17 protein-coding genes are annotated in these 18549 nt (G+C 38.5%); 9 read left to right on the forward strand and 8 right to left on the reverse strand.

The genetic code is table 11. The annotated features are described in order from the left end of the window. The 6 genes from BM008_RS05140 to BM008_RS14850 all read right to left on the reverse strand — a co-directional run. Positions 1-794 (reverse strand): ATP-binding protein (locus BM008_RS05140; protein WP_177187975.1); only part of this gene is annotated, 794 nt, incomplete at its 3' end. A 2-nt stretch (positions 795-796) separates the two neighbouring features. Continuing rightward, positions 797-1024, reverse strand: coding sequence for a hypothetical protein (locus BM008_RS05145; protein WP_091934304.1), 228 nt, complete (start codon positions 1022-1024; stop codon positions 797-799). Beyond that, on the reverse strand, positions 1024-1326 hold the full coding sequence (locus BM008_RS14840; RefSeq protein ID WP_091934307.1) for a hypothetical protein: 303 nt from the start codon (positions 1324-1326) through the stop codon (positions 1024-1026). The genes BM008_RS05145 and BM008_RS14840 overlap by 1 nt, the downstream gene beginning before the upstream one ends. A gap of 115 nt (positions 1327-1441) precedes the next feature. Next, positions 1442-1588, reverse strand: coding sequence for a hypothetical protein (locus tag BM008_RS14845; RefSeq protein WP_177187976.1), 147 nt, complete (start codon positions 1586-1588; stop codon positions 1442-1444). Further along, on the reverse strand, positions 1585-1923 hold the full coding sequence (locus BM008_RS05155; RefSeq protein ID WP_143072288.1) for a hypothetical protein: 339 nt from the start codon (positions 1921-1923) through the stop codon (positions 1585-1587). Before BM008_RS05155 ends, BM008_RS14845 begins: the two co-directional genes overlap by 4 nt. Positions 1924-2122: 199 nt before the next feature. Next, positions 2123-2281 carry a hypothetical protein gene (locus BM008_RS14850; protein ID WP_177187977.1) on the reverse strand — a complete coding sequence of 53 codons (159 nt, stop codon included), beginning with the start codon at positions 2279-2281 and terminating at the stop codon, positions 2123-2125. Positions 2282-2412: 131 nt separating this feature from the next. Between BM008_RS14850 and BM008_RS05160 the strand changes: the two genes are divergently transcribed. The 6 genes from BM008_RS05160 (at position 2413) to BM008_RS05185 (ending at position 10644) form a co-directional block, all read left to right on the forward strand. Next, positions 2413-2763, forward strand: coding sequence for a hypothetical protein (locus BM008_RS05160; protein ID WP_091934312.1), 351 nt, complete (start codon positions 2413-2415; stop codon positions 2761-2763). Positions 2764-2773: 10 nt separating this feature from the next. Further along, entirely contained in the window at positions 2774-3103 is a 330-nt protein-coding gene (locus BM008_RS05165) for a hypothetical protein (RefSeq protein WP_091934315.1), read from the forward strand. A 206-nt stretch (positions 3104-3309) separates the two neighbouring features. Beyond that, a complete protein-coding gene (locus BM008_RS05170; RefSeq protein WP_091934318.1) occupies positions 3310-5151 on the forward strand; it encodes an N-6 DNA methylase in 1842 nt (613 codons plus the stop codon). Next, positions 5144-6640, forward strand: coding sequence for a type I restriction-modification system subunit M (locus tag BM008_RS05175; protein ID WP_091934321.1), 1497 nt, complete (start codon positions 5144-5146; stop codon positions 6638-6640). Before BM008_RS05170 ends, BM008_RS05175 begins: the two co-directional genes overlap by 8 nt. Further along, a complete protein-coding gene (locus BM008_RS05180; RefSeq protein WP_177187978.1) occupies positions 6633-7757 on the forward strand; it encodes a restriction endonuclease subunit S in 1125 nt (374 codons plus the stop codon). The genes BM008_RS05175 and BM008_RS05180 overlap by 8 nt, the downstream gene beginning before the upstream one ends. Next, positions 7750-10644, forward strand: coding sequence for a type I restriction endonuclease subunit R (locus BM008_RS05185; protein ID WP_091934326.1), 2895 nt, complete (start codon positions 7750-7752; stop codon positions 10642-10644). Before BM008_RS05180 ends, BM008_RS05185 begins: the two co-directional genes overlap by 8 nt. Positions 10645-10825: 181 nt before the next feature. On the opposite strand, the gene BM008_RS05190 is transcribed toward BM008_RS05185, so the two are convergent. Both BM008_RS05190 and BM008_RS05195 read right to left on the reverse strand, forming a co-directional pair. After that, positions 10826-12589, reverse strand: a complete 1764-nt coding sequence (locus BM008_RS05190; protein ID WP_091934329.1) for an ATP-binding protein — start codon at positions 12587-12589, stop codon at positions 10826-10828. Between the two features lie 5 nt (positions 12590-12594). Then, the gene (locus BM008_RS05195; RefSeq protein WP_143072289.1) at positions 12595-13710 is read right to left on the reverse strand and encodes a DNA double-strand break repair nuclease NurA; all 1116 of its coding nucleotides are present in this window, start codon (positions 13708-13710) and stop codon (positions 12595-12597) included. 381 nt (positions 13711-14091) lie between these two features. Here BM008_RS05195 and BM008_RS05200 point away from each other — a divergent pair, with 381 nt between their 5' ends. The 3 genes from BM008_RS05200 (at position 14092) to BM008_RS05210 (ending at position 18504) form a co-directional block, all read left to right on the forward strand. Beyond that, the gene (locus BM008_RS05200; protein WP_091934335.1) at positions 14092-15357 is read left to right on the forward strand and encodes a TRM11 family methyltransferase; all 1266 of its coding nucleotides are present in this window, start codon (positions 14092-14094) and stop codon (positions 15355-15357) included. After that, positions 15354-17825: an ATP-binding protein gene (locus BM008_RS05205; protein ID WP_091934339.1), complete on the forward strand. Its 2472-nt coding sequence runs from the start codon at positions 15354-15356 to the stop codon at positions 17823-17825. Before BM008_RS05200 ends, BM008_RS05205 begins: the two co-directional genes overlap by 4 nt. Positions 17826-18321: 496 nt before the next feature. Continuing rightward, entirely contained in the window at positions 18322-18504 is a 183-nt protein-coding gene (locus BM008_RS05210) for a hypothetical protein (RefSeq protein ID WP_091934342.1), read from the forward strand. Positions 18505-18549: the final 45 nt, after the last annotated feature.

Here is an 18549-nt window from a genome sequence, read left to right on the forward strand (position 1 = left end):
CTCTCCGGCTGGTTCGTGACGACCACTATTCCGTTGTTCTTGTAGGCCCAGTTCTTCAGGTCCCCGAATATGGCGATAAGCTTCAGCAGAGCATCACCCTTCTGTTTGACACTAAGTCTTGCATATGATGTCAGAATAGGAAAACCGATGGAATCCACGATGACCACGTCGACCGCAGGAAGCTTCTGACATATGGTGTCGATCTCCTCGATGACCGGGGTGTACTTGTACTCACAGCCTTTCAGGCCAGCAATGTCCGCTTCCGTCAGATTCCTCTCGGTATCGAGGTAGAACACCTTCTTCCCGGAATCTATGGCTTCCTTTGCAACAGTCAAAGCGAACTTTGACTTTCCACTACCAGTATCCCCGAATACCTCGAGGACGTCATTCCCTACATATCCGTGGATAAGGTCCATTATCTGTGATGGTTTTTCATCTGGTGTATCGTCATTTTCATAAGACGGTGATGCGTTCTTTTCACTGGTGAATCCTTCCTGACAATCCTCTCTGCTTTGGTCGGCGATAGGTTCGTCTGCGCTGGGTTCACCACCCGGTTCTACTGAGTTTTCCACAAGCATCTTGAGTTCCATGAAAGCAGGGTCATCAGGCACATCGTATTCCCGGTGGTCCTCTACCCATTTGAAAATCTCATTTTTCTTGAAGTCCACTCCCCAGAATACGAACTCGTCCTGGTTCTCACTGGCCTTTTTCCAGACATCTGTACCGTTGATTGTATTGTATCCCATCATCTCAAGGATAGGTACAAGCTTGTTCTTATCGAGTTTCACTTCCATGCTCACACCCCATCTCCGGCCAACATCTCGTACACTGTTTGTTGCACCTTGTCCATACATTCGTGTACATCATCTGAAATGATAGCAAAAACATCACAATCTGATTCCAGCTTCCTTTTGATGGTGATCTCAGCATGCGGTTTCACATTGCCTTTTGAATCGACATCTGCACCTACTTTTGTTGAGATCTCGATGGGCTCGGCATAGGTTATGGTCTGGGTCTGCTCCATCAGTTCGCCTCCTTTCTCAGGTCCTTCACAACAATGGGTATCATCCCTGCCTGGGACCATCCTATCCGGGTGACATTCTTGCATGATGCCAACTCTGCAGTTGCTACCATGTTCACGAATCGGGATGCTTTGCCGGTTATGACCGCGAACACCTCGTTATTTCCAGAGACCTTTGTCCGTATCCACTGCTGGATCCTGGCAACGTCCGCATTATCGATGTGTTTAAGGGGATCGTCCTTCATGCGACCTATGCCGTTTGGCACTCGGTCGAAATCGATGTACACTTCAACTTCTTCTGTCATTGATCTCACTTCCTTACTGTTGTATAGAAGAAGCCTGCAGTTATTATGCAGGCCGAAGCTCCGGTCGGGGCTCGAACCCGAAGATGACCCTGCTGTCCCGGAGTGTGAGGTGACCTTATGGTCTGACCTCCTCACTACATTCCGGGCAGTAGACAGGCCGGTTCTTGCACTGCCAGTCAACATCGAAAATATGGCCACAGTGGTCACATATACACTCTGCGACGATTCTTGTTCGGGCACGAGGCATATCATCAATGGTCATGCTGTGGCCTCTTGTGTTCTTGAATCAATCATCTTCTGGAGATCCTCCAAGTAGTATTCGGCCATCTTCTCAGGGGAGATTGATTTGGTAAATTCATGACCACATTCACATTTCCACCAGGATCTTGCACCCAGAGCTTTCGTGACACCTGCCTGGATGCATTTTGCAGTTGGACATTTACAGACAGGACACTCTGTGGTCTGGCCGATCGTTAGCTCACAGAAATCCATGGCATGATTATACCTGCGTTCCTGGTGACCTTCACTCAACCAGAACCTGTCCTTTGTGGATCCTATCGGTCGGCCTGCATGGCCTCCGCTCCTAGACCGGCCCATGCACAAGCCCCGCAAGGAATTTAACGCTCAACGCCAATTCTCCCATGGCACCAGGGATCAGCGCCAACTCATCCCATTGTTTAGGTGCCTTGTTATAGACGGCCAATGCCTTCTCGCGTGCAAAGTCAGATGGCATTGGTCAACACTCCTCTCCAGCCATTAGTGTGGCTGCAATTGCTATTATATTCCATTTTTTCATTCACATTCCTCTTTCTTCTTTGATCGCTTGGATTCCCCTGCGCATTGCACCTCTTCCAGCATCACTGACGTTTGTGAAAATGCCACTTTTCACAAGATCACAGAGATCTTCTTTGTCAGCACGTGCCAGGCGGAAACTCGTGGGATAATTTTCACTCATATTTCACCTCCGTACTTTGGTACTACTATTGCACCACTAAATAAGAATTACATGATATTTATATGTTCTTGTTTTTGTCCTACTATTGCCTTATACAAAAGTATATATGCTGTTACTACTAAGTAACTACCATGGTAGTTAAGAGAAACAAAGAAAAGGTATCAATAGCCATGAGTTCCTATCTTGTGAATAGGGCAAAAGCGATGGTCGATGCTGAAGAATTTGGTTCGGTATCCGATGTTATCTCGACCGCGATGTCCCAGTTCATTTTAATGTACGATCAAGCAAAGCGCGATGGTGACACGCAATTCTTATCGACGCGTGAATATGTTGAAGATACTGGGGACATGGTCGAAAGTGTAATCAAAGAATATCTGAAGAGTCCTGAAGGCAAGGCTCTCATCAAATCAATTATCGGGGAATCGCTCTCATCGCCGTCTAAAAGTGATAAGCCTATCGTTGTAGAGCACATATATGAATAAAGGAGGGAACATGTACATCAAAACGAACTGTCCAATATGTGGAGAATCACTTTTCCACGATCTTAGGATATATGAGAAGCAGACGATCACAGCAGATTCATCTGAGCGAGAGATCCGCCGGATAGATGTACTTGAAACATGCACTCCTGAAGAACTGGCAAGGTCCGCTCTGCATGTGCTGGCAGACCATGTGTACAATGGGATATCCACTAATGAACTCTGCAAGATCCTCAGGGAGAAGTTCGGTGTTCTGGAACAGTATTGCTGTGATCTTATCCAGCAACTGAAGATAGAGATGGATATGTACTGTCCGGACAGGCAGCATTTGTATTATGTTTAATGAAAAATTACTGATTTATGGGGTTCGAATCTTGCCCTTTACATACCATATTAGGGGATATAGGTAATGTCCAAAAAAATCACTTTTAAAAATTATATCTTTTGCATTATAACTGCAATCTTTAACATAACAAAATGTAGTCTGCTTGGTGGTTGCAAGTACAGTGTCATTTATTATATATACAATATTATCTTTTCTCATAGTGCATGGTCTCACAAAAAGCTGTACTAAACCTGATAAAAAAAGGTGAGGATGAAAAATTAATTTTCAAATCATATTCATTGACTAAGAACGTGAATGAACTTGCGGGTACAATATCTTCAATTGCAGGTAACAAAGGCGGAGTTCTATTGATAGGAATAAATGAAGAGAATACTCCTGAAGGCATAGAATACAGCAAAGATGATGAGAATCTGATAATTCGGACATGTTCTGATACCTGTACTCCAATTGTAAGTTCCAAGGTATCTCATATTCACCTTGAAGATGGATGTGTCTACCACATAAAGATAGCAAAAACCAAAAAAAACCACAATTCTAAAAAGAAAGCTGAGATTATTGAAGATGATGGGACTTTTCTGTTCAATCATCTATACCAAGCATGCAACATCCTGCGCGGTCCTGTATCTGCTGATGAGTACAAAACATACATATTTCCAATTATGTTCTTTAAGCGCCTTTCTGATGTGTATGATGATGAAATAAGGACAGCTCTGGAGGAATCTGAAGGTGATGAAGAATTTGCTCTTATGCCCGAGAATCACAGGTTTATAATCCCTGAGGATTGTCACTGGGATGACATACGAGCAAAAAGCAGCAACATTGGATCTGCTATACAATTTGCAATGCGAGGCATTCAAAAAGAGAACCCTGACACTTTGTTTGGTATCTTTGACAGCTTTGATGAAGCAGAGTGGACCAATAAAGAAAAATTAAGCGATGACAGGTTAAAAGACCTCATTGAGCATTTTTCGTCTTTGAAATTAGATAATAACTCATTCTCTGCTGATATAATGGGACAGGCTTATGAGTATTTGATTAAGAAGTTTGCTGACCTTACAAAGGACAGTGCCGGAGAGTTCTATACTCCGCGTGCTGTTGTAAAACTGCTAGTCAAATTACTAGATCCAAAAGCAGGAGATACAATATATGATCCAGCCTGTGGTACTGGTGGTATGCTCATTGAGGCCAAAAACCATATAGGAGAGCAGAAACTGACATTAGGTAAATTATATGGTCAGGAGAAGAACCCCTCTACTTCTGCTATTGCACGTATGAACTTATTTCTGCATGGTGCTAACGATTTCAGGATAGTAAAGGGAGACACCCTGCGTAATCCGGTGTTCATTGCCAGTGATGAACTCAAAACTTTTGATTGTGTTATTGCCAATCCTCCTTTTTCCCTTAAATTATGGGGAGAGGATATATGGGTCAATGATCCGTATGGTAGGAATATATTTGGAGTTCCTTCTGATAGTAATGGAGATTTTGCTTGGATACAGCATATGATTAAATCAATGTCTTCTGATACAGGACGTATGGCTGTGGTACTGCCACATGGTGTACTTTTCCGTGGTGATAATGAAGGGAGAATTAGACAGAAACTCATTGAAAGTGATATGCTAGAATGTGTCATAGGTCTTGCTGGAAATCTGTTCTATGGGACAAATCTAGCTGCTTGTATTCTGATATTACATAGGAATAAAGTGGCTGAGCACAAAGGCAAGACAATAATGGTGGATGGTTCAACAATCTTCAAGGCTGGAAGAGCACAAAATTTCCTAGAGGATGAGCATGTCGAGAAACTTTATGCGTGGGCAAGCGACTGGAAAGATGTTGAAGGTATATGTAAGGTAGTGTCTATTGATCAGATAAAGAAATATGAATACAATCTGAATATTTCACATTATGTTGAAAAAATAACAACCGAAGATAGTATAACAATCAATGAAGCCATAAAGAACCTAAAGGATAATGTTGCAGCAGCTTATGCAGCAGAAGATAAGTTCATTAGTTTATTAAAGAGAGAGGGTTTGTTTAATGAGTAGGATATCTGTTGCTGAGCTTGAAAAATATCTATGGGACTCTGCGGTCATATTACGTGGAAGCATGGCTGCTGGAAGTTATAAGCACTATTTGTTCCCATTGCTGTTCTACAAACGCATATGCGATGTCTATGATGAAGAGTATGCACATGCTTTAAAAGAATCTAATGGTGACGTTGATTATGCTATGTTCGCTGAAAATCATAGGTTCCAGGTTCCAAAAGACGCTCACTGGAAAATTATTCGTGAGACTACCAGCAATATAGGCAGTGCTATCAAGAAGGCATTATCAGATCTCGAAAAAGCTAATGGGAAATTGCTTGAAGGTGTCTTTGGTAATGCTTCATGGACAAATAAGGACCGTTTACCAGATCATTTGCTAAAGGAGCTTATTGAGCATCTAAGTTCTCTTGTCCTCTCGCTTGAGAACTGTCCTGAAGATGAGCTTGGCAATGGTTACGAATATCTGATTGGCAAATTCGCAGATGATAGTGGACATACTGCTCAGGAGTTCTACACTAACCGTACGATTGTTCACCTGATGACGGAACTTCTACGTCCTCAGCCAGGAGAGTCAATCTATGATCCCACATGCGGTTCAGCTGGAATGCTAATTTCTTCCATTGCATATCTTAAATCACAGAACAAAGAGTGGCGCAGTGTGAAACTTTATGGACAGGAGATAACTCCGCTCACATCTGCCATTGGTCGTATGAACCTGTTTCTGCATGGTGTTGAAAACTTCAAAATAGTGCAGGGTGATACACTAAAGGCTCCTTATTTCATCGCAAATGATAAGCTAATGCAATTTGATCTTGTTCTGGCAAATCCTCCGTATTCAATAAAACAGTGGAACAGAGATGCTTTTTCTAGCGATGTTTATGGTCGTAATTTCCTTGGAACTCCCCCTCAAGGAAGGGCTGATTATGCCTTTTTCCAGCATATTCTGAAAAGCCTTGACCCAGAGAATGGTCGATGTGCAATATTGTTCCCACATGGCGTTCTTTTCCGAAAGGAAGAAATGGAGATGCGTAAGAAACTTGTAGAAACGGATCTGGTGGAGTGTGTTATTGGTCTTGGGTCAAACTTGTTTTTTAATTCAGCAATGGAAGCATGTATTGTAATATGCAAGTCAAATAAAGATAGTATTCGAAGGAATAAAGTCTTATTTATAGATGCTAAAAAAGAAGTGTCCAGAAATGGAACATATAGATATTTAGATAAAGAGCATATTTTGAAAATCGCAAGTGTGTATCATGAATTCAGATCAGAAAACATTTTTTCATTGATTGTAGACACTTCAGATATTCTTCAAAACTCTTCGGATTTAAGCATAATAAAATATATCAAACCAAAATCACAAAACAAAAAAGAATATTCTGAACAAGATTATTCTATACTACTGCATCGTTGGTTATACCAAAAAGATCTGATTAAAAAGGATATAGATTTGTTAATACATTCCATAGATGGAGATGATCTTAATGTTTAACAAATCATCATGGAAATCTGTTCAATTTGGTGATGTGGTCACTAATATAAATTCGTATTTTGATAGAAACAATACTGGAGTATATCCATACATTGCAGGACCTGAAATTACAGAAGGAAATTTACATGCTACACCCAGTTTTGCTGAAGTTGATGAAATCCCTCCTACATTTAAAAGAATATTCCTACCAAATGATGTGTTGTATCATTCTAGAAACGTAGAAAAACTAGCTGTCTCTGAGATAAAAGGGATTACAGGAGAAAAATTATTTGTATTGAGAACAAAGGATTCGTCATGTATTCTTCAAGAGTATATTCCATTCATGATGATGACAAATAAGTTTAAGCAAGAAATTAAATCACGCTTAACAGGATCATGTAATAAATTTTTAAACTGGTCTGCACTAGCAAGTACAGTTTGTGAAATCCCTCCTCTTGATGAACAGCAGAGAATTGCTGAATTGCTATGGGCAGCAGATGAAATGATAGAAGCATATGATTTGATTTACAATGATTTATCATCGTTAAAAAGCAAATTTGTGGATACATACTTTGATTCAAAGCCCAATAAATCAAAATTGAGTGAACATTGTATCAATATCACTACTAAATATGGCAAAGATGAAAGTGAAGAAAATTGTGTCGAATTAAAATGCTTAGAACCTCATACTGGAAAAATCACATATTTTGTCAAAAAAGATAAAAATGCTTCTTCATACAATGTATTTTCAAAAGGAGACGTATTATTTGGTAAATTGCGACCATATCTTCGAAAATACACGCTCGCATCTCAAACGGGAATTGCATGTTCGGAGATATTGGTTCTAAGAGCAAATCAAAATATTATGCCTGAATATTTATATGAAATTATCCAAAGCAATTCATTCATAGAATATAATTCACATTTGTCATATGGTACAAAAATGCCACGAACGTCCTGGAAATTAATAGCTGACTATGAGTGTTATGTTCCTTCACTTGATGAACAAAAAGCTTTTGTTTCAAAAGTTAATAATATTTCTGAAAATATGACACTAGTAAAACAACAAATATTAGGAAGTAAATTATTATTAAATCATTTGTTTGAAAAAATCTACGGATGCGCATCCAATGTTTAACGAAGAGAATACAACTGAACAGATGATAATCGCCACTGCAAAAAACAATGGGTGGACCTATATTAAAGCAGAAAAGCTTCCACGCAAGTACAGTGACGTTCTGGTGGAACAATATCTTGCAGATGCACTCATTCGATTAAATCCGGAGATAGCTGCACAACCACAGAGAGCAGATGAAGTTCTGTATCGCTTGCGAGCTATTCTGTTATCCTGTGAAGGCGAAGGGATAGTACGTGCAAATGAACACTTCACATCATGGCTACGGGGAGAAAAGACAATGCCTTTTGGTGAGAATGGGGAGCACACACCTGTCAAACTTATTGATTTTGAGGATTACTCCAATAACCAGTACATAGTCACAAACCAGTGGGTATATCCAGCAGTGGAGAACGGAAAACGTCTTGACATCACACTATTGGTCAATGGGATACCATTGGTGATAGGAGAATGCAAGACCCCGGTACGACCTGCAATAACATGGGTGGATGCAGCAGAGGACATCAATAATTATGAAAAGAGTATTCCACAAATGTTCGTATCAAACGTGTTCAACTTTGGGACAGAAGGCAAATGCTACCGTTATGGGTCAATAAAGATGCCATTGAAGAACTGGGGACCATGGTATTCTGATGAGGACCATAGCGAAGGAACCATTGAATCAGTTAGAAGAAGCATAACATCCATGATTAGAACAGATGTCATACTCGATATGGCAATGAACTTTACGACCTTTGCTACCAACAAGAAACACCAAAGAGTAAAAATAATTGCTCGCTATCAGCAATACGAAGGGGCAAACATGATAGTTGACCGTGTAGTAGCAGGAATGCCCAAGAAAGGACTTATCTGGCATTTCCAAGGATCTGGAAAATCGCTACTTATGGTGTTTGCAGCTCAGAAACTAAGAATGCACCCTGCACTTAAGAACCCCACTGTGATAGTGGTTGTGGATCGCACAAACCTTGATACACAAATCACAGCCACGTTCAATTCAGTCGACATACCCAATATACAAGGCGCAAGCAAAATAGCGGAGCTGACTAAGTATCTAAAGCAGGATACACGAAAGATACTAATTACAACGATATTCAAGTTCAGAGATGTCACAGAGACACTCAATGAACGTGAGAATATCATAGTGCTGGTAGACGAAGCTCACAGAACACAGGAAGGTGATCTCGGATTAAAGATGCGTCTTGCACTTCCCAATGCATTCATGTTCGGTCTTACAGGTACACCGATTAATAAACTTGACAAGAACACATTCGTAACCTTCGGTGCAGATGAAGACGAGCGCGGATATATGAGCAGATACACCTATGTTGATTCAATAAAAGATGGGGCAACCCTGCCACTGCATTTTGAACCCGTGGAACCAAAACTACATATCAAACGTGATGCTATCGACCAAGCTTTTGATGCTATGACAGATCAGCTATCAGACGATGATAAGGATGAACTGACAAAAAAAGCAGCAAAAATGGCAGTTCTGCTCAAGTCCCCTGACAGAGTACAGGCAGTCTGTGGACACATTGCCAATCATTTCCAGACAAAGGTACGTCCAAATGCATTCAAAGGACAGGTTGTTACCTTTGACCGTGAATGCTGCGTTTTGTACAAGAATGAACTGGACAAGCTGTTAGGGCCTGAAAGTTCTGCAATTGTCATGCATACAAACAATGACAAAGGAAATAAGTTTGCTCAATACAGACTCAGCAAAGATGAGGAAGAGAAGCTGCTGGACCGTTTCAGGGATCCTTCAGATCCATTGCAGCTTCTTATCGTAACAAGCAAGCTTCTCACAGGCTTTGATGCACCAATATTGCAAACCATGTATTTGGACAAGGCAATAAAGGACCACAGCCTGTTACAGGCTATCTGCCGAACAAATCGTATCTATAAGAACAAGACACACGGTCTGATAGTTGATTACCTTGGCATCTTTGATAACGCTCTATTTGCGTTACAGTTTGATGAACAAATAATGAAGAAGGTAATCACTGACATTGCAGATATCAAAGAAAAGTTACCTGAACTTGTGGTAAAATGCTTGTCTTATTTCCCAGACATAGACCGCACCTTATCAGGATATGAAGCTCTTGAAGAAGCTCAGAATTGTTTGAAAACTGATGAGGTCAAAGATTCCTTTGCTGCAAATTTTTCAGTACTACACAACGCATGGGAAGCCCTTTCTCCAGACCCAATACTTGCCAGCTATGAATCAGATTACAAATGGCTTTCACATGTTTATGAATCACTTAAACCTGTATCAGGCATGGGTTCACTGCTCTGGCATTCATTTGGTGCAAAGACCATCGAACTAATCCACAAAAACGTTGTAATCGACGAGGTACGTGATGATCTTGAAAATATGATTGTTGACGCTGATTTGCTGGAAGGCATGTTTTCTGGCAACCCTGATAAGAAAGGCAGAGAGATAGAGATCGTACTCATTGCCCGTTTGAGGAAACATGCACAGAATCCGGTATTCATAGAACTTGGAGAACGACTTGATAAGCTTCGGTTAAAGCATGAACAGGGTTTGCTCAACAGCATTGAGTTTCTGAAATCACTACTGATACTTGCCAAGGATGTGGTCGCTGCTGAACAAAAAGTAGAACCTGTAGATGAACAGGAGAAAGCAAAATCCGCACTTACAGAACTATTCATAGAGGCAAAATGTGAAAAAACACCTGCGATTGTAGAAAGGATTGTTAATGATATTGATGAGATTGTGCGTGCAGTACGCTTCCCAGGATGGCAGAATACTTCTGAAGGAGTCAGGACTGTAAAACAAAGCCTTCTCAAGACAATACGTGTCAAATATAAAATCACAGACAAGGAAGTTTATGATAAGTCGTACTCATATATTGAGATGTATTATTGAGTGAACTTTCAGGCTGAAAGAAATATAAAATACAGAACATCAACCATAAGGTTAGTTTAAGCTTATTTTTGTCTGTTTCCTAGGGCTGTCGCTTTCCAACTAGATACTAAGCCAATTCTCTAGTTTTCAGGAGTGTTACTTCCTAAATAAAATAAGAAAAGATTCAATACTTCACGCTGTTTTACTCTTTATTACTACTCTCAAAATTCAACTTGGGAAACTCATAGAGATAGTCTGAGGATATGAAAAATAACGGTGTACCTGCAAAGGAGAGTGGAGAAACTGGACCAACTGCCATAAATGGATACTCTTTCTTATGTAAGCTGCTTTGAGGGTCACGAAACTGTTGATAAAGTTTAATCATTTCAGAAGCACCACCTATTAACTCCTTTAGAGCCAACAGTTCTATACCCCAACCTAGTCCAAAACCAAAAAAACTAATTCTCATCTGATTCAAAATTTCTCGGTGCAAGCTGTACAGACTTTGACTCACAAACATCCATCCAAGACCATATTTACGTGTTGTTCTTACAGAATCAATAAATGTTGTCCGGACTTCACTTAAAAAGTCATTTTCAGGTTTTTCTTTTGGTGCAAGTCGATGAGCTTCGTCTGCAATTACTAAAGTATTTAAAAGTCTATTTGACTTATACTCTGTTTCTGCCTGCATGGTCAGTTCTTTTAGTAGCTCTCTGATTACCAAAAATCTGATATTCTCTGTCCAGAGAATATCTAATGGTGCACTTGTTTCAGAGAGATCTACAATTACTATTTTTCCTTCATTATTGCTTGTGATTTCAGAAACAAGGGTTTCAATTTTTTTTGATTTATTATTATTTCTATCACTGAACAAATTAGCAATTTTTCTCCAAGATTCATAAATGGCATCTTCGTCTAATTCCAATGCACTGCGAACTTTTTCTTGCCCATCCTTACCAGAATATATCTTGACAAGCTGTTTTTCCTCTAAAAGTTCAAGACGAAGGAGATCAAATGATTTTCTTTCATGGGCTTTCTCTATTTTAATAGGTTTTAAGAGATGCTTATTTGAAGATCTTTTTTGAAGAATATTCACAATAGTTGTAGCAGCTCTTTCTTGATTGTCATCAGCTACAATGTTCATACGTTCTTTTAAAAAACCAGATGCAATTAAAACTTCCTTAAATAAATTATAGCCATTTCCACTTAATACAAGATTTTGAATACTTACTACTTCTACAGATCGGTTTAATGAAGATAGAATCTTATTAAGAATTCCACCCTCTCTTATTTCTTTTGAAAATTCACCTTGTGGATCTAAAACCAGAATTGACATATCTTTATGTCTTGCATAACCTGAAAGGAGCATTTTTGCAACAACTGATTTTCCTGAACCTGTCTTTCCAAAAACACCTATATGATAAGCTTCTCCGGCTCCATCAGGACCCTTGCCAAAATGTTTTAACCACATTGGTAGAGGTATATTTGTCCCATAGGCATTACCTAAATAAAATAGTTCCTCACTGAATTCATCTAGCATAATATTCAGAAAATCTTCTTCAATCTGCTTTATTGGTGTACCAGTGGGAGGCACCGTTCGTAGCATACTTTGTTCGACGTTGTGTGAAGTATCTGTGGAAAATACAGCACTGACCATCATTTTTGCATTGTGAGTATCCTGTCGCTCTGTAATCGGATCAACTCTTCCTCTCTGCCTTACTAGGCCTTTCATTGTTGGATCCTGAAGCCAAATATTTTGCATCTGAACTTCTGTAATCTGTCCAAGTGCATAATGATTTAATGAATCTTGGTCATATTTGAATACACAAAGAGAACCAACTAATCCTTTATTTGAAGCTGAACCTAATATATCAATTAAAAATCCGTTTGTTGACGAAGGGGAACCGACAACCCCAAGTCTTTCTGCTTTATCAAACGTTGTTTCCACTGTTGATTCGTTGCTCATTTTTCTCACCCCGTTCGATACCCATGCATTGATAGATATAGATCACCCAGTGAACCGTCCCAATTAATTGCCATATTTTGAGTAGCAGTTTTGCGTATCGCAGGTAAACCCACATTTAAGTTTTTTACCATTCTATCTGCAAGATAAAGAGGATAAGGTTCCAAAAGTCCTATCGAAGACTGTGACTTAATTCCCTCTAAGAGTATACCTAATCGATGCCTGTTTTTTGCAATAGAAGTCGATATTTCTATTCTAATTGCAGGACAATGTATGTAAGGCTTATAATATAGAATTTGGAGCTCTTTAAGTTCTTTAACAACCTTTTCTCTAAGCATCTCCACTTTTTCAGTCGAATTTTCAATATTCCAACCCTTTGAAGGGACTTCCATTGGCATAGGTCCAACCACTTCTCCAGGATTCAGAAGTAAAGACAATATACCTCTGTCTTCAGTATTCTGAATATTTATTTTCTTGCTGACTTCCTTCCTTGTAGTGTACTTTGGAATGCTAACGAACATTTGGTCTGTTTTTCGTGAGGATAAAATGGAATAGTAGTTTTCAAAGGTCTCATCGATTTGTTTCAAGAAAACATGTGAAAGTGCCTCAGGTGAATCCTTTATTCTATAAAATGCTTGGCTTATATGGATGAATGGAGTAGTGAATGAGCCATCGAGTAAAACAATGTCATGAGGGGCATTTTTAGCAAGTGATGATTCAAAACACATCATTAGAGCTCTCCCTACAGTTTCGGTAGCTGCACTGTGAGACAAGTTTAGTATTTTTGGAATATGCCTAGGAATAGGCCAATACCTTTCTTCTGTAGGTGGAGTTAAACCTTCAACAGCAACTGCTGCCACAGCAATAATATCAGTAAAAAGTAGTTTCTCGAGTGAATATGCACCATCTACTCCACAAACTGTAGGATAAGTAGGGGATTGGATATAGTAAGTATCAGGTTTTAATAACTCTGAATCGATCAGAATTTGTCGATAATCTTCTTTCTTACTTATAAGCTCGTCAAATGAGGTAAATAGCTGGCTACTAATATTTTCGCATTCAGATAGCATATTTTCCACTAATGCTTCAGGCAGCTGGGAAAATGGACTATCGTTATCATGCATATAATAGTATAGTAGTAATGTTGTATAAATATCTATTTAAATAAATTGAACTTTGCCCCCCCCAGTTTTTTCAAACGATGCGAACCAGAGAATATTCTTTAACAGCCATGTTTTTCCGCGTGATTAAAAACAAAAAGTATATCAAAGATAGCTAAATAAATACATGAATACTTAAAATTTATATTTATTCGAATATGGACGAAAAGTACTCTCTCAGAATAGATCTCACAGACGGTAATGGTCTATATTGACCGAGGAAGAATTCACTTCAAAAAGAAACTAGCGTTGCTCTTGTACATACTTATATAATTTGATAATATTATATCACATGATTATAGCAGATTAGAAAACGATTCTTTTTGAGAGGGTGTGATTTGTTTTATGATGACGATATCCAATGTTACAGAAACTGATTTTGATTCAATACCAATTGATCCTTTCTGGAACACTGGTGACGAAAAAGAGCTAAAAATGCATAAGATTCATACATATCCTGCTAAGTTCCCAGCATTTATAGCAAGCAAAGCATTCGATTATGCGAAAGAAAATTCTATCGAGGTTAATACAGTAGCTGACGTTTTTTGTGGCTGTGGAACCGTTGCATTTGAAGCAAAACGTTCAGGAATTGATTTCTGGGGTTGTGACATCAATCCTGTAGCAACCATGATTGCAAAAACGAAAAGCCATAAGTACCAAGTATCTAGACTTCAACGGTATTTTGATGATATTATAGATACTTACAAAACATCGATTATTGAATACAATTCCTATGATTATGCAAACGAGAGATTGAAATATTGGTATGATGAATCTCACTATGGGCATTTATTGCGGTTGAAGGCTGCTATTGAAAGTTGTACCCCTGCAAAAGGACAATACCGTTCATTTTTCATTTGTGCATTTTCAAATATTCTAAAACCTACGTCTCGCTGGCTTACAAAATCAATAAAACCACAAGTTGATCCGGATAAAGAGCCGTCTGATGTCCTAGAAGCATTTGAAAACCAATGCAGTTTCATGTTTGCTGCAAACGAAGAAATCTATTCATTAAATAAAACAAAAACCTGCATTGTAAAAGGGAATTTTTTAGATAATCGTATTGTTAAACCTGAAGTAGATGTAATAATCACAAGCCCTCCGTATGTAACTTCTTATGAATACGCAGATTTACATCAATTGTCATCCCTTTGGCTTGGATTTGCTGAAGATTATCGAGAATTGAGAGACGGCTCGATAGGAAGTCTTCACCATGTTTATGATTTTGATAGGGAGTTAGAATATCTTAATAATGTAGGCGCCCATATTGTAACACAACTATTAACTCAGTATAAATCAAAAGCCTACTCAGTTGCCAAATATTTCTTGGATATGCAACAGGTTGCTAAAAACTGCCACTCTATGCTTTCCGAAAATGGTCTTGCAATCTTCATCATTGGAAACACTGAGTATAAGGGTGTTAGGATAGACAATGCACGTCATCTTGCGGAATCTCTCCAGAATAGTGGATTCAATGAGATCCTTGTTACAAAACGTAAAATTAGTAATAAAATACTAACTCCTTACAGGGATAGTAAGGGTCGATTCACTGCAGATGGGAATGGTAGAAAAGTTTACAATGAAGAGTTTATTCTGGTTGGAAAAAAATGAAATCGATTGAAACTTGTGGGAATGTAGTTGACAGCATTGATGTAAAAATAAGCTACCGAATTATCGAATTGTTTTCTGGCGGCTTGTACTCAAGTCCGAATAAAGCATTTGAAGAACTCGTCTGTAATTCATATGATGCTTTTGCAGATGAGGTTGCAGTCTATGTTCCTCCTGATCTAAATGTGGATGGTGCATATATATGGGTGTGTGATAACGGCGAAAGTATGGATCAACAAGGTTTGAAAGATTTATGGAACATAGGTCAATCACTAAAGAGAAACAATGAATTTGTTGATAAAAAGCGTCTTCAAATAGGGAGATTTGGAATTGGTAAATTAGCAACATATATCTTAGCACATAAATTAACATATATTTGTAAAAAGAATGGTAAATTTCTGGCAACTACAATGGATTATGGGGACATTACTGCTAATGTTGAGAAGCTACAATTAGATGAAAGAGAAATTACAGAAGAGGAAGTGCAAATGGTATTGGCCCCTTATCTCTCTTCATCTAACACTAATCTGCTACCATTTGATCTTTTTGGAGATAATGCTGTTGAAACATGGACATTTTCGCTTCTAACTGAATTGAAACCAAAAGTACATGATATCAAAGAAGGACGCCTCAGATGGGTTCTAAGTACAGCTTTACCACTTAACCCCGGGTTTTCACTTCACTATAATGGTAATCTAATAGAATCATCAAAAATAAAGAGACCTATACGCAAAACATGGATTATAGGCGAAGATGATCAGACTGCAGAAGAATTAGATTTCGCATCTATAAGACAAGAAAATGGAGACTTTTTTGTTGATTTTGATAATCTTACAGGAGTCAATGGTAAAATAGAGTTATACGAAGATTCTCTAGTGGACCGCAGTAAGTCAAATGAGTTGGGAAGAAGTCATGGTATTTTTTTAATCGTCCGAGGCCGTCTTGTAAATATAGATGATCCACTTTTGGGAATGCCAGCATTTTCCCATGGACCATTTAACAGATCAAGAATAGAGATACATGCTGATGGGTTGGATGATAATCTGACTTCTACTCGTGAATCAATTAAAGAATCATTGCCCCTTGATCAATTAAAGGCGTATCTTAAAAAGAAATTCAATAACGAAGTCAAGAAATACCATTTTGAAGAGCAAAATCGTTTGTCGAAGGAACAAAGTATTTCTTATAGGCTATCTCAGACTTCACTGACTCTTTCAAAGAGACCTCTCTATACATTTGCAGAAAAATTCTATGATGGTGCAATAGTAAATCCTATTCTCATAGAAAAGCCTCCTCTTGATAAAAAAGAAGTTTTGTTGGAAGAACTTAAAAGAGATGTATCCGGTGAGGAGTCAATCATCAAAAACATCGAATGGAGTATTTTAGGTTCTGGTGACCCAATTGGTAAACTTGATTTGACTAATGGAAATTTAAAAATAAATCTTCTCCACCCCTATATTGCTAACTATAGTGATTCTTATAAAGATACATTACCCGTTCAATTTGTCGCCATTACAGAGGTCTTAACTGAAGCTCATTTGTATGAACTTGGGGTTGACGAATCAATAGCAAATACTATTATGAGGCGAAGAGACAATACTTTAAGAAGACTATCACTGTCTGATCGTGAAGGAGCCCCTGCGGTAGCTCAGATGCTTAGAGAAGCACAAGTTGATTCAACCGGTCTTGAAGATGCGGTACATCGAGCATTTCTTTCATTGGGTTTTGAGTCTACAAAAATAGGTGGTCCTGGAAAACCTGATGGTAAAGCCGATGCAGTTCTTGGATATATAAATGAAACTATGCACAATAATTATTCTCTAACATATGATGCAAAAAGCACATCAAAAGAGAAAATTACAGCAGGCACTGCTAGGATTTCTTCGATAAAAAGACATCAGACTGATTATAATGCTGACTACTCTGTTGTAATTGCTATTGATTATGAAGGTAGAAACGATCCGAATAGTGCTATTTCAAAAGAATCAAAACAACAAAAAGTGACTATTATGACTGTTCAGGACTTGAGCAGACTTTTATTGCTATCTGTACCTAAGCAGATTGGACTTTTAAAAATAAGAGATTTATTTGAAACATGTCATACTCCTGCAGAAGTTACTGAATGGATTGATAGTGTTGAATCTGAAGAAATAACCATAGGCCCCATAGGAGATATCTTGGAAGCGATTTATGATTTACAACTAAATGATACCGAGCCGCCGGAGTTTGCAGCGGTACGTCTAAAAGTAAACTCTATTAATGGTAATTCTTTGTCTAAGAAAGAATTACAGTCACTTATTGAAAGCTTAAAGGTATTAGTGCCTGGTTTCATAGATATAGAGGGAGAACGTGTAGGTATCCAAGGCACCCCTTCTAGAATACAACGTGTTATCAATCATGCAATAGGCAGCGTACCTAGTGATTTACAGAAAATGTATTTATCCGCTTTTTCTTCAAAAGTAGAAAATTAATTGCTGTGATATCCAGCAGCCGATGATCGAGTTAGACATGTATTGTCCTTACAGAAAACATCTGTATTTTGTTGAAGGAAGCAAGCAGATCGCTTAATCCACAACTCATATATAAGTACGAACACATTTTAAATTGTAGACTTTACTTTGTTTTTAGTCAAATGATTAGTACTTTGTTGAGGGAAAAAGCAGTCTGTTCTACCCACAACTTATATATAAACAAAAATCCTGTTTTACGATGTAGGCTTTTAACTATATTGCCGGCCCCCAACCTCGGCATTTTCCTGGTGAATAGAAGCCTATTTGAGAATCACAATTACTAATTCTGCAATTAAATATATGTGCTATGAGGTCTTAATGTAATACAGTGAACGTGTAGGCATTGCACTGAGTGCATTAAGCCCGCCCGGGGCTCATGACTCTAATTCTTCTGATAACCAAGATCTCATATAGGTTATCCTGCAACTATGAAACAGTAACTTGCAGGTGCATAGCATTGAATGTTAAAGAGATCATTCTGGTAATAGTAATAATTCTGGCCGCTTTTTTCCTGCTGGATGCTTTCCTTGGCCTGATAGGTGCATTTTACCATCTGGCATTCAGTTTTGTGAATCTTCTTGTCGTATTCACTATCATAGTTCTGGGAATAATGGCTGTAGTGAAGTTGTTGTTCAAGTGATACAGAAAACTCAAAAACGCTATATACTGCCGACCACATAATTTC

Origin of the sequence: Methanolobus profundi (assembly GCF_900114835.1) — an archaeon.
In the GTDB taxonomy this organism is placed as follows: Archaea; Halobacteriota; Methanosarcinia; order Methanosarcinales; family Methanosarcinaceae; genus Methanolobus; species Methanolobus profundi.

Coding starts and splice junctions, on each gene's coding strand:
- BM008_RS05145 (WP_091934304.1), bottom strand. CDS start 1,024: ATGGAGCAGACCCAGACCATAACCTATGCCGAGCCCATCGAGATCTCA.
- BM008_RS14840 (WP_091934307.1), bottom strand. CDS start 1,326: ATGACAGAAGAAGTTGAAGTGTACATCGATTTCGACCGAGTGCCAAAC.
- BM008_RS14845 (WP_177187976.1), bottom strand. CDS start 1,588: ATGACCATTGATGATATGCCTCGTGCCCGAACAAGAATCGTCGCAGAG.
- BM008_RS05155 (WP_143072288.1), bottom strand. CDS start 1,923: ATGGGCCGGTCTAGGAGCGGAGGCCATGCAGGCCGACCGATAGGATCC.
- BM008_RS14850 (WP_177187977.1), bottom strand. CDS start 2,281: ATGAGTGAAAATTATCCCACGAGTTTCCGCCTGGCACGTGCTGACAAA.
- BM008_RS05160 (WP_091934312.1), top strand. CDS start 2,413: ATGGTAGTTAAGAGAAACAAAGAAAAGGTATCAATAGCCATGAGTTCC.
- BM008_RS05165 (WP_091934315.1), top strand. CDS start 2,774: ATGTACATCAAAACGAACTGTCCAATATGTGGAGAATCACTTTTCCAC.
- BM008_RS05170 (WP_091934318.1), top strand. CDS start 3,310: ATGGTCTCACAAAAAGCTGTACTAAACCTGATAAAAAAAGGTGAGGAT.
- BM008_RS05175 (WP_091934321.1), top strand. CDS start 5,144: ATGAGTAGGATATCTGTTGCTGAGCTTGAAAAATATCTATGGGACTCT.
- BM008_RS05180 (WP_177187978.1), top strand. CDS start 6,633: ATGTTTAACAAATCATCATGGAAATCTGTTCAATTTGGTGATGTGGTC.
- BM008_RS05185 (WP_091934326.1), top strand. CDS start 7,750: ATGTTTAACGAAGAGAATACAACTGAACAGATGATAATCGCCACTGCA.
- BM008_RS05190 (WP_091934329.1), bottom strand. CDS start 12,589: ATGAGCAACGAATCAACAGTGGAAACAACGTTTGATAAAGCAGAAAGA.
- BM008_RS05195 (WP_143072289.1), bottom strand. CDS start 13,710: ATGCATGATAACGATAGTCCATTTTCCCAGCTGCCTGAAGCATTAGTG.
- BM008_RS05200 (WP_091934335.1), top strand. CDS start 14,092: ATGATGACGATATCCAATGTTACAGAAACTGATTTTGATTCAATACCA.
- BM008_RS05205 (WP_091934339.1), top strand. CDS start 15,354: ATGAAATCGATTGAAACTTGTGGGAATGTAGTTGACAGCATTGATGTA.